Annotated in this window: 10 protein-coding genes and 2 pseudogenes; 9 read left to right on the top strand and 3 right to left on the bottom strand. The window is 45.1% G+C overall.

Annotated elements, in window-relative coordinates; translation table 11 throughout:
- Both secA2 and AWV70_RS14430 read left to right on the top strand, forming a co-directional pair.
- Positions 1-2096 (top strand): annotated as a pseudogene (gene secA2 / locus AWV70_RS14435) (accessory Sec system translocase SecA2); the annotation flags it as partial.
- Between the two features lie 2 nt (positions 2097-2098).
- Positions 2099-2992, top strand: coding sequence for an accessory Sec system S-layer assembly protein (locus tag AWV70_RS14430; RefSeq protein ID WP_060208556.1), 894 nt, complete (start codon positions 2099-2101; stop codon positions 2990-2992).
- 280 nt (positions 2993-3272) lie between these two features.
- Here AWV70_RS14430 and AWV70_RS14425 read toward each other — a convergent pair whose 3' ends face one another.
- On the bottom strand, positions 3273-3767 hold the full coding sequence (locus AWV70_RS14425) for a C40 family peptidase (RefSeq protein WP_060208554.1): 495 nt from the start codon (positions 3765-3767) through the stop codon (positions 3273-3275).
- 442 nt (positions 3768-4209) lie between these two features.
- Positions 4210-4914, bottom strand: coding sequence for a glucosamine-6-phosphate deaminase (locus AWV70_RS14420; RefSeq protein ID WP_082713640.1), 705 nt, complete (start codon positions 4912-4914; stop codon positions 4210-4212).
- Positions 4915-5220: 306 nt separating this feature from the next.
- Here AWV70_RS14420 and AWV70_RS22985 point away from each other — a divergent pair, with 306 nt between their 5' ends.
- The 3 genes from AWV70_RS22985 to AWV70_RS14410 are packed head-to-tail and all read left to right on the top strand — an operon-like array spanning position 5221 to position 7556.
- Entirely contained in the window at positions 5221-5376 is a 156-nt protein-coding gene (locus AWV70_RS22985) for a cytochrome c oxidase subunit 2A (RefSeq protein WP_082713639.1), read from the top strand.
- A gap of 24 nt (positions 5377-5400) precedes the next feature.
- Positions 5401-5904 carry a cytochrome c oxidase subunit II gene (locus tag AWV70_RS14415; RefSeq protein WP_060208547.1) on the top strand — a complete coding sequence of 168 codons (504 nt, stop codon included), beginning with the start codon at positions 5401-5403 and terminating at the stop codon, positions 5902-5904.
- Positions 5901-7556, top strand: a complete 1656-nt coding sequence (locus tag AWV70_RS14410; RefSeq protein ID WP_060208544.1) for a b(o/a)3-type cytochrome-c oxidase subunit 1 — start codon at positions 5901-5903, stop codon at positions 7554-7556. The genes AWV70_RS14415 and AWV70_RS14410 overlap by 4 nt, the downstream gene beginning before the upstream one ends.
- Positions 7557-7799: 243 nt before the next feature.
- Here the strand turns inward: AWV70_RS14410 and AWV70_RS14405 are convergent, their stop codons facing one another.
- The gene (locus AWV70_RS14405) at positions 7800-9695 is read right to left on the bottom strand and encodes a sensor domain-containing phosphodiesterase (RefSeq protein ID WP_060208541.1); all 1896 of its coding nucleotides are present in this window, start codon (positions 9693-9695) and stop codon (positions 7800-7802) included.
- Positions 9696-9859: 164 nt separating this feature from the next.
- Between AWV70_RS14405 and AWV70_RS14400 the strand changes: the two genes are divergently transcribed.
- The 4 genes and pseudogenes from AWV70_RS14400 to AWV70_RS24645 form a co-directional block, all read left to right on the top strand.
- Positions 9860-10207: an SCP2 sterol-binding domain-containing protein gene (locus AWV70_RS14400; RefSeq protein ID WP_060208538.1), complete on the top strand. Its 348-nt coding sequence runs from the start codon at positions 9860-9862 to the stop codon at positions 10205-10207.
- 153 nt (positions 10208-10360) lie between these two features.
- On the top strand, positions 10361-11113 hold the full coding sequence (locus tag AWV70_RS14395) for a C40 family peptidase (protein ID WP_060208534.1): 753 nt from the start codon (positions 10361-10363) through the stop codon (positions 11111-11113).
- A 445-nt stretch (positions 11114-11558) separates the two neighbouring features.
- Complete coding sequence (locus tag AWV70_RS14390) at positions 11559-12161, top strand: ECF transporter S component (protein ID WP_060208532.1); 603 nt, start codon at positions 11559-11561, stop codon at positions 12159-12161.
- Between the two features lie 24 nt (positions 12162-12185).
- Positions 12186-12409, top strand: a pseudogene (locus AWV70_RS24645) (energy-coupling factor transporter transmembrane protein EcfT); the annotation flags it as partial.

Here is a 12409-nt window from a genome sequence, read left to right as displayed (position 1 = left end):
GGATGGTATTGGCTGAAGGCAATATCGCAGAAATGCCTACGGGTGAAGGAAAGACGCTTGTCGCTTCCCTCCCCTCCTATTTGCGTGCGCTTGAAGGTAAGGGCGTGCACGTCATCACTGTCAACGATTATCTTGCACGGCGTGACTATGATCAGATCGGCCAGATCCATCGTTTCCTCGGATTGACAGTCGGCTTGAATGTTCCGATGATGCAAGGACCTGCGAAGCAAAACGCTTATTTGGCAGATATCACGTATGGTGTCGGAACCGAGTTCGGTTTTGATTACCTCCGTGACAATATGGTTCAACATCCTTCCCAAAAAGTGCAGCGCCCGTATCACTTCGCCATCATTGATGAAGTGGACAGCGTTTTGATTGATGAAGCGAAAACTCCATTGATCGTCGCTGGTAAAATGCAGGCTGATCCGGATCTTCACTTCATTGCAGCAAGACTGGCAAAGCGATTTAAAAAAGGTGTTCATTTTGATTTCGATGATGAAACGAAAGCGACTTCACTGACGGACGAAGGCATCGAGCAAGTGGAGAAGGCATTCGGCATCGATAATCTCTATGAACTTGAGCATCAGACTCTTTACCATTATATGATCCAGGCTGTTCGCGCCTATGTCATCTTTAAACGCGATGTCGACTATATCGTGAAGGACGATAAGATTGAGCTTGTCGATATGTTCACGGGACGCATCATGGAAGGCCGTACGCTTTCCGATGGTCTTCATCAGGCGATCGAAGCGAAGGAAGGCTTGCCAATCACTGATGAGAATAAAGCCCAAGCGCAAATTACAATCCAAAACTATTTCCGGATGTATCCGAAGCTGAGCGGCATGACGGGCACAGCGAAGACGCAGGAAAAGGAATTCCGTGAAGTGTATAACATGGAAGTTATCCAAATCCCTACAAACCGTCCTCGTGCCCGCATCGATTCGCCGGACAAGGTTTACCAGACGATTGAACAAAAATACGAAGCGGTTGCGAAGGAAGTGGCGGAGCGTCATCGGAAAGGACAACCAGTCCTCGTCGGGACGACTTCAATTCTCCAATCTGAAAAGGTTGCGGAGTATTTGGACCGCGAGAAGCTCGATTATCATCTATTGAATGCGAAAAGCGTCGAACAGGAAGTGGATCTCATTTCCCAGGCAGGTCAAATGGGCCATATTACAGTTGCGACAAATATGGCGGGACGCGGAACGGACATCATGCTCGGTGAAGGGGTCGAGGAAATCGGCGGCCTATTCGTCCTTGGAACGGAAAAGCATGAAAGCCGCCGGATCGACAACCAGCTGCGCGGACGTTCAGGACGTCAAGGAGACCACGGTGAAAGCCAATTCTTCCTTTCGCTTGAAGATGAAATGTTCAAACGTTTTGCGAAGGAAGATCTTGAGAAATTCACTAAAAAAGTTGTTGTGAATGAAGATGGACTCGTCCAAAACTCTGACGTGAATGAGCTCACTGAGCGTACACAGCGGATCGTTGAAGGCGCCCACTTCTCCATGCGCGAATACAATTTGAAGCTCGATGATGTCATCAATGATCAACGCAGCGTTCTTTATTCGTTGCGGGATAAAGTGCTTGAGGGCAAAAATCTTTTCGATCAATTGAAAACAATGATGTCCGAGGCAGTGGAATTCGTCATCTATGATAGCTGTCCAGAACACGAAACTTTGGAAAACTTCGATTTCGATCGAATTGAACGCACGATGAATGGGCTTTTATTGGAGCCGGTCACGCTTCCAAACAATTTGGAAAAACCTACTGACATACTGAAGTTTTATGAGGAACCGGTTGCCAACCTGTTTGCGTATCTTGATACGTTCGCCGATAATGAACAGGTAAACCAGATCATCCCGCAAGTGATGTTGAGCCATATCGATACGATGTGGGTGAAACATCTCGATGTGATGGCACGTCTTAAAGAAGGAATTGGATTGCGGTCATATGGCCAAGAAGATCCGATGCGTATTTATCAACGTGAAGGCTTGCAATTATTCGGCACACACTATCAGAAGCTTCGCCGAAATATCGCATCCGAAGTTATCGGCTTTATGAAGCTTATTTCACAACAACAGGAGGCCCAATAATCATGAAACTTTTCAATTTATTCAAGAAAACCGAAAAAACGGGTTCAGACAGCACGATCGATTCAGAAGAAATTCTGGAAGGTAGTGCGCAATCTGAAAGCACGGATGAAGTCGAAACAACACTTTCCCTTCATCCGCAATGGGAACTTTCGCAGGAACAGGAATACGTTTTCCGGTTCCTCGCAAATGAATTGGAGCCTTTGAAGCCGAACCAAATCTCCCTTTCCGGAATCGACATCGACGTCGAACCGGCAAATGGAAGCTGGCTCGTCAAATCATTCTTCCGTTCTTCATTGGAGCAGTCGATTTCCGTCGGCTCTGTCGAATTAATGCTGCTTGATACGGAAGGAAAAACGCTTGCGTCACAGGAATTCGATTTGAAGGAATTAGGCGACATTCCAGGAAAAAGCGCACGCCCTTGGGTATTCGTTTTCACGAAGGACAACATCTTTGCCGAAGAGCCGCCTGCTGAAAACTGGAAGCTTGCATTCAACGTCCAGTCGATGGTCCCTCATAAGCTTGAGCTGGAACAGGCTTGGGAAGATGGCTTGACTGCCGAGCAAAAAGAAGCGCTTGAAAAAGTCGTTGACAATATGCCGAAGCTGAAACCGCGTGAAGTGAACTTCGCAGGTTTCCAAGTGAAGAAGCAGGATGACGGAAGCATTGCAGCATCCATCTTCATCCGCAACGGCCACTCTAAGCAGATCAATATCGAAAAGCTTCCATTGGAACTCGTCGATGCCACAGGCGAAATCGTCGCACGCGGATCATTCGATCTGGCGCCGCTTTCTGTCAAAGCGAACACGTCGAAGCCATGGACGTTCATATACCCTAAAGAAATGGTCCAAAAAGAGGAGCCGGACTTTTCCCGTTGGACAATCCGTGTACCTCAATAATGATTGAATGGGAAAGCCGCGAATTTTGCGGCTTTTTTCTATGGGGTGAGGTATTTTGCGCGAGTTATGCGTGAGTTTGCACAAGTTTGGCGAGGAATGCGCGAGTTTGAGTGAGTTTTGCGCGAGTTCGTACCTGTTATGCTCGTTTTATGACTTTGGACTTATCTATCCCTAAGAGAATTCCCTCCCCCTGCTCACATTGAATGCCTTTTTCATTCCAAAATAAATAAACGGATTCCCCTAGATAGAGGAATCCGTTCTATTATAAACTAGTTGGTTATCAATTTTTAAAAGCAACGTCACTGGCGCCTGAGATGCGCTTCGCTCCGACATACCGCTTGCCCCAGTAATGAGGATCGTTAAGTTTGTCGATACGCACGCCTTTTGATGTGGAGGCATGTGCAAAATTGCCATCGCCAACATAGATGCCGACATGGGAAACCCCTTTGCCTGATGTATTGAAAAATACAAGATCCCCTTCTACAAGATCGTTTTTATCGACCTTTTCCCCTGATGCATACATGCCCGAGGATGTGCGGGCTAGCTTGATGCCGTGTTGATTGAAGACATAATTGATATACCCTGAACAATCAAATCCAGCCGTCGTTGTGCCGCCATAAGCATACCGGATGCCTATCAGACTTGAAGCCGTCTCTGAAATGGAAGCTGTGTCGGATGATGAAGCTTCAGCTTGACCAATGAAAGGTGCGAATAATAGTACAAAGACAATCGCAAATAATGCAAAAGGCTTTTGTATGCGTGTAAGTATTCTCATATGATCCCCCGAAATTATATTTATCTGAATAAATCATCTGAGATTACTTTACCATGTACTATGCTCGTCCAATATTACAATTCAGTAACAGAAATATTACAAAATCCAACAATATCTCACCTTTGAAACATAACTGTCATCTTCTCACCGTGTCCCTTTTGGTGCCTGTGCAGCAAACTTTTCAGTTTATACACTACAATTGTATAGAATTATTTTATAAGTCATCAATACCAATGAATCACGATGTAATATTTGTATTAATATAGATTTCCACGAATTGTCATAAATGGATTTCACACAGGCACCGACAAAATTCTGACTATACACTACAATTGTATAGAAAAAATTAAAAAGTCAACCACGATTGGCGTGATTGACTTTTTTTACGTATTTTAATACTTATCGTTGAATTGTCATAAATGCGCCGTGCACAGGCACCGCCTTAAAACTTCAAGTCTGTAATAATTGTAACGTCATCATGTTCAAGAAGGTATGTGATGGTCCAGTCCGGATCGATTTTGCCTTCGAGCACTTTTGTGATGGCTGGACGTTTTTTCTCTCCGAATGCAAGGAGGACCAATTTTTTGGCACTCATGATGGAGGCGATTCCCATTGTCAATGCAGTGTTAGGGATCTTCTCATCGTTTTCGAAGTATTGGCTGTTTACGCCGAGCGTTGATTCTGTCAATGTTGCGACATGTGTGACGGAATCTTTAGGAGTTCCCGGCTCGTTGAAAGCGATATGTCCATTTTCGCCGACTCCTAGTAGTTGAATGTCGAGTTTTGCGTCTTGCAATGCTTGCTCATAGCGTTTGCACTCTTCCTCCAAGTCCGCCGCCATGCCGTCCGGTATATTCGTTTCTTTGAATGCCTTCTTATTGAATAGGTGATCGTTCATGAAATATGCATAACTGTTCGGGCTGGATGCAGGTAAACCGACATATTCATCGAGATTGAATGTTGTTACATCCGAGAAGTCCAGCTCCGATTCTGTCAATTTTTTGTAGACGGGGATCATCGTACTTCCTGTTGCCAATCCAAGCACATGAAGTCGATTATGCTCAAGCTCTTCTTTTATTAGCTCAAAAAAACGTTCCGCTCCTTTTTCAGGGCTTTCAACTTTAATAAGTTTACATTTTTCCATCATTCTCAACCGACTTTCATTATAGATTTGGTCTTACTGTCTTATTGTAATTTCCAAAAACAGTATGGTCAATAAAACGAATAATTTACACAAAAAAGCTGACCACACTTCTTTTCCCTCTTCTATTTCTCCGAAACACACTTCACGTCCAAAACGTATATGTCTAAATTTTGAAGACGATGTGAACAAACTGTGGACTCTTTCCCATACCACAGAATCATAGGGATTTCCCTAATTCTCTATTTCTCCTGTGTGCTTATGATAAAAGTATGAGAAGCGCAACTTCAATCAATACAGGAGGTGGAACGTATGGCTACAGACAATCCAAAGAAACGCCCGGTACAACAATCCGGCAATCCTCATACCGGAATCAATCTGAAAGGGACCTTCATCTCAGTCATGCTGTTAGGTGTCTTCATCCTAGTGACATGGTTCGGCCTTTACGCACTTTTTTTATCTAGATAATGAGACTCGTTAGGGGGAAATAAGATGCATTTGCATAAATACGAAAAGATCTGGCTCACATTTGGATTAGGTTCTCTCGCACTTTTCCTAGTCATTATCGGATTCGCAGCTTTCTGGAAAGGGACGCATCCGATGAGCCATATCGAAACAATCGATCCGCAGAACGTCGAGGCACATGATTCTTTCAAACCTGAAAACCTCGGCCTTCGTGAAGTGGCTGAAGGGAAATATACCGTTAATATCGTCGCTTCCGCTTTCAACTATGATTTCGGCACGGATGCGGATGGAAAGCCAGTGAAGAAGATCCGTGTACCGAAAGGATCTACTGTTTTATTCCAGATCACTACTAAGGACGTCGTGCATGGCTTCCAAGTTGCAGGCACGAATGTCAACATGATGGTCGAGCCAGGGCATGTCAGCAGGCTTGAAACAGTCATGAAAAACGTCGGTGAATTTACTGTGGTCTGCAATGAGTATTGCGGTATCGGCCACCATCAAATGTTTGCAACCGTGGAGGTGTATGAATGATGTTGAAAAACGTTCTGTTTCCGAAAAAAGATGCCCGATTATATATGTCGTTCATGCATGTGACATTTGCATCATTGCTGATCGGCGGCCTCATGGGGCTTCTGCAGACACTGTCCCGCTCAGGGGAATTCCAATTACCGTTCGGAATTAACTACTATACGATTTTAACAGTGCACGGCGTCATTTTAGGTCTAGTCTTGACTACATTTTTCATCGTCGGATTCCAGTTTGCTCTTATGGGGAAAACGGTCGGTATGTCTGACAAACAACGTAAATGGGCATGGGTCGCTTTCTGGACGATGCTCGTCGGAACGATCACTGCGGCAATTACCATTTTAGTCGGTCAGGCGAACGTACTGTATACATTCTATGCTCCGCTGCGTGCGCATGCTGCGTTTTACATCGGTTTGGCATTGGTTATCGTCGGCAGCTGGATTGCCGTGTTCGTCAACTTCCGTCAACTATATGTCTGGAAGAAAGCACATCCGGGGCAAAAATCCCCGTTGCTAGCATTCATGGTCGTCATCAATATGGCGATGTGGTTCATCGCATCACTCGGTGTAGCCACATCTGTATTGATTCAATTCATCCCGTGGTCTTTAGGATATGCAGCGACAATCAACGTATTGCTAAGTCGTACGCTATTCTGGTATTTCGGTCATCCACTCGTCTATTTCTGGTTGTTGCCGGCATATATGGCCTGGTATGCAATCATCCCAAAAATTATTGGCGGCAAACTGTTCAGTGACTCGCTTGCAAGGCTTTCATTCATTCTCTTACTCATGTTCTCCATTCCGGTTGGCTTCCACCATCAATTGACGGAGCCCGGGATTGATCCGACATGGAAATTCATCCAAGTCGTCCTGACATTCATGGTTGTCATCCCGACGTTGATGACGGCGTTCTCGATTTTTGCGACATTTGAAACGACAGGCCGCAGGAAAGGTCATAAAGGGCTATTTGGCTGGTTCAAGCATTTGCCTTGGAAGGACGTCCGTTTCCTTGCACCGTTCATCGGCATGGTTGCTTTCATTCCCGGCGGCGCCGGCGGTATCGTCAATGCTTCCCACCAGATGAATACACTCATCCATAATACAATCTGGGTGACAGGCCATTTCCATTTGACGGTTGCGACGACAGTTATCTTAACGTATTTCGGTATCGCCTATTGGCTCGTTCCCCATTTGACAGGCAGACGTTTGACACCGAGATTGAATAAGCTTGGCATCATTCAAACGATCATTTGGACGGTTGGAATGACGATCATGTCGACATCGATGCATATCCAAGGTCTACTCGGTGGTCCAAGACGTTCCAACTTCTCGAATTATGCCGGCGGTGCACAAGTCGATACGTGGATCAGCTACCAGATCGCGCAAGCTGTCGGGGGGACGATCCTATTCATCGGTATCATCTTGATGATTTATATCTTCATCCAACTCGCATTTTTCGCACCACGAGGCGTTCAAGAATTCCCGATTGCGGAAGAAGAAGTGGATGCAGAACCAACACCAAAAATCCTGGAGAACTGGTATCTTTGGATCGGAATTACGGTTGCTCTTATCCTATTCGCCTATACAATTCCAGTTATCGACATTCTGAAGCACTCCCCACCTGGGTCATTGCCATTTGATTGGCCGATTGGACGTTAATTGTAATAGAGAATAAAGCCTTACGCAATGGGATTTCCCGTTGCGTAAGGCTTTTTTTCATTGGCTAGACTCCAGGTGGCAACAGCTCGGGTCATAAGTCAGCTCCGCTGCACGGCAAAAAGCGCCGTTTCGTGCCCGCATGGATGCGGGTATGCAGTCGTTGCCACAGGAAGTGGCGATTTTAGACTGCCTTCCTTTGAAAGTCTTATGCCTGTCGCCGTTAACCGCCACCTTCCGCTTTTCCTATTGAAACACAGAAGGCAAAAGCAATTTTCCGCCCCGTTCATGATTGCGGATCAGTTCATTGATTTCATCGACAGGAACGGGTCTGCTGAAATAAAACCCTTGCAGTTCTGAGCAGCCGAACTGTTTCAAAAGGTCCCATTGCTGTTTCGTTTCGACGCCTTCACCGATTGTTTGCAAACCAAGCATTTCGGCGAGATGAATGATCGTCTGGACGATTCCGGAGCTTTTCGGATCTTTCCCAAGTCCATTGATGAATTGGCGGTCAATCTTAATTTGTTGGATAGGAAAATGTTGTAAATAAATGAATGCAGAATACCCTTTTCCAAAATCATCGATGGAAACGGAATAACCCATTTCTCTTAAAAGATTAATCCGGTTGGCGACAGCTTCTGTATCTTCCAAAGCGACGTTTTCCGTTATTTCCAGCACGAGGCTCTTCGGTTTAATGTTTGCTTCGGTAATGCATTTATGCAAATGGAAAGGGAGTTCATCATGCAGGAAATGCCTTGGTGATATATTCACCGACACTGTTGCATTCTTCAATCCTTGTTCGTTCCATTCCCGGATCTGGCAGGCCGCCTGTTTGATGACCCATTCTCCGATCGGTATGATGAGTCCCGTCGACTCGGCAAGCTCTATGAACTCCCCTGGGAAAATGAGGCCGCGCTCCGGATGCTGCCACCGGATGAGTGCTTCAAAGCCGCTCACTTCTCCCGTCCGGCAATTCACTTGCGGTTGATAATGCAGTCTGAACTCATTCTGATCGAGGCCCCTCCGCAAGTTCATCTCCGAAAGTATTGTCTCTTTCAAGTATGTATGCATTTCAGGGTTATACAGGTTCCCGTTTTTCCGGTTCGACGCCTCTTTTCCAGATCGTAAAGCCATATTAGCCGCTTGAATTCCATTTTTCACGTTCGTTGCATGCTCCGGATAATTGGAAACTCCGTAGCTGAACGTCATATATACTTCCTGTCCGCTTATATGCATCGGACGTTTTAACCGGTTGATGTTCCGCTCCAATCGACCCATTTCAAATTCCAAATCGCCCTTGATCGGTAAAAAAATGACGAAATGATCGAATGCGAGCCTTGCAGTTTGTGCCGGATAAGGAAAAAGAGTCTTCAACCTACTCGCTGTGATTGTAAGCATTTGATCTGCTCCATCATGTCCAAGGACGCCTTGCATTTCTGTATATTGATCCATCATAAGGTATACAAAGACGCCCCGCTGCCCTTCTTCGAATGATTGGATCTGCTCCATCACCTTTTCAGTGAGTGCATATTGATTATCGAGCCCGGTCAAAAGATCGGTGTAGGCAAGTTTACGGACATGTTCCTCTACCTCGATACGCTCCAGCCGGTCGAAAATGAAGGAAAGCATGTCTGCAATGGACGCTGCAAGGACTCTATCAAAATAAGTCCATTTTCTCAGTTTGGTTGAGTCACAAGTGACAACTCCGCCGATCCCCTTGCTTAAGATGATTGATGCGTCAATAAGCGACTTCACTTCCCCTTTAACGCAGAATGGGTGGGTTTTCAACTCCTTCGTCGCCTGATCGATTGTAACGTCCGAAATCGCTAAAATCCGTTTTTGTTGGACCGCTTCAAAGTAAGATGGCAATTCTTCGGCAAGAATCACTTCCCCGGATGTATGAGAAGATTCGTTTCTATCGTATATACTTTGTGCGGTCAAGGCTGTTCGATTTTCATTGAATAACCAAATGCCCACTCGATCGCACGACATTATTTTCGATATTCGTACGCATAATTCTTCCAAGACTGGGGCAATCGATTGTTGTGAAAGGTCCGACTGCTTCGCCTGCATAAATATGAATTCCTGTTTTTTTTGAAGTTCCTCCAATACCATATTGAGTTCTTCATGAGAACGATCCATCGGACTTATACAGCCCCTTTCTATCTACTATATCCTCTACCTCTTTCTATCGACAAAATTCGATAATTTTTGAGGGATTACACATATTTAAAAAGTTATTCTTTTAGTACCTGTGTTATAATGAATGAATAATCACTCATTATATACAAAGAAGGTGTCTACGAATGAAATTGGAAGAGATGGCGATGGAACAGATTTGGACTGAAATTGATGCGCAGCTAAGTGCCGACAATGGACCGATTGAAGGATTGAACGCATCGTACTCGTTCGACCTGACCGGCCAGGACGGCGGTATGTATGGATTGAAATTTGCGAATGGCGAGGCGGAAACCTACCGAGGCGACCCAGGAGAAGTCGATTGCGCCTTGAAGATGAGCGTCACAGATTTCAAAAAATTGCTTGGCGGAAACTTGAATTCCACGGCCGCCTTCATGATGGGGAAATTAAAAGTGAAAGGCAATATCGGCCTTGCATTGAAGCTTGAAAATTTATTGAAGCAATATAGCTTCTAATCATTTCAGTCCACTACCGCTATTTGCCAAAGCAAATCGGCGGTTTTTCATTTCATAGACATGCACGTTTCGCCAGTTTTCTCCCTCTTGTCTTACAACTAGATTACAAGTAAAATAGAATCATAGATATTTGTCTAAGAGGGGGAAATATGCGTGAAAAAGAAAGTCTTTTCAGTAATGGCCACGTTTGCTCTTGCGACATGCATCGCAGCAGGCAGTGCGGAAGCCGCCACTGAACAATACACTGTCAAAACAGGTGATTCACTTTGGAAGATCGCTTCCCTGCATAATTTGACTGTAGACGAATTAAAGAAAATGAACAATCTTACATCAGATTCCATAAAAGCTTCTCAAAAACTGATTGTAAAAAAACCGCTCATCCAAAATGAAAACCAGAACACTGCAACGATAAAAGACATCCATAAAGGATTGACGGTTGCCAAAGAGACTTCCTCTACAAGCTTCTTACAATCAACCGAAGCGAAGGACAAGCCCCTTCTGCCAACCCTATCAAAAGCGGCCCAGGAAATTCAGATTGCGTCTGTCGAAGTCGCACTTCCCCTTCTTGACACGCCCTATGCATGGGCAGGTGTCACGCCTGAAGGATTCGATTGCAGCGGTTTCATCTATTATGTGTTTACGAATGCAGGACTACAGCTGCCGAGAATGGATACCATCAGCATGTTCACGAACTCACACGCAGTGGACGAGCCGGTTCCGGGAGATCTCGTCTTCTTCGAAAATACATACCGTGAAGGCATTTCACATGCAGGCATTTATATAGGCGACGGAAAGTTCATTCACGCCGGAACAAAAAAGGTTGAAATTTCAACAATTGACTCCGTCTATTGGAAAGATAAATTTGTCGGCTTCACCCGATTTACACAGTTACAAACAGTTAAATAATCTACACCAAGACCAAGAGACGCATGAACTTGTATTCTCTTGGTCTTTTTTTATACATGGAAAAGCGGAGGACGCCTGAATAGAAGAGGTTCGCAGTCTAAGTGCGCCGCGTCCTGCGACAACGACTGCATGACCGGCTTCCTGCCGGCCTCAGGCATAAGATGAAGATGTAGAGTGGCGGTCTTTGCCACGCAACAGCTTCAACTTATGACCCCGAGCAAATCGAACTGCGAAGGGTTCGATTTGCCGTATTTCCGCGATTCTTGCGGAAATTAAGGCATCCTTTCCGCGTACGAAGCTAGACAGCAAAAAATTTTATTGGGCATAAGATGAGAATAAGTGGTCATCTATTTTTCAAGAAAAGCTTCCCTATTTCTTCATTATCGATTAGTATAGTCATGTGTCTTGACAACTATCTTGATTAAACAAGAAAAGGAGAATAGAAATGAAAAAGAAACATATGTGGACATTGCAGTTTTCAACAGCTGCTTTTGTACTGATTCCGGCAGCTGTAGGCATCAACTTCTTGGGGAAATTGTTTGCAGATGTGTTGAAACTGCCATTATGGATCGACGCAATCGGGACGGTGCTGGCAAGTATGCTCGCAGGTCCCGTTGTCGGGGCCATCGTCGGTGTCGTAAATAATGTCGTCTATGGGTTTACGACAAGCCCCGTCTCTTTCGTATACGCAATTACCCAGGCAGTCATCGGGTTAGCTGTAGGAATCATGGCGTATAAAGGCTGGATTTCAAATATAGGCAAAGCGGTTGTCCTTGGGCTTATCGTCGGATTCATTGCAGCAATTGTATCGACGCCTCTTAATATCATCTTTTGGGAAGGGACGACCGGAAACGTTTGGGGAGATGCATTGTTTGCAACGATGCTTGCGCAAGATATGCCAATTTGGCTCGCTTCGTTTGCGGACAGCATCGTCGTCGATGTACCTGACAAAGTGGTCACTGTGCTGCTCAGTTTCTTGATTTTCAAAGGGCTGCCGAAAAATGTGAAGCTTATGTATGACAACCAAGGAGAAATTGAAAGGTTGTAAGCATTGCCTTCAGGAGGGTTTCGAATGAACAACATAACATTATACGTAGGCAGGGATTCGCCAGTCCATCGGGTGGATCCGTTGACAAAGCTATTATTCGTATTCATTTCCATCACATCGACATATATTCTATCGAATCACCTGGCTGTGTTCGGAATCCTTCTATTCACATGCTTCATCCTGCTGCTCGGCAAAGTGTTCAAATCTATTTTGCCGGTGATCGGGGTCAGCTTCCTGTTAATTGCATC

Source organism: Sporosarcina koreensis (assembly GCF_001531445.1).
GTDB classification, from domain to species: Bacteria; Bacillota; Bacilli; order Bacillales_A; family Planococcaceae; genus Sporosarcina; species Sporosarcina koreensis_C.
The sequence above is the reverse complement of the archived record's forward strand: the minus strand, read 5'-3'. Positions and strand labels throughout refer to the sequence as shown.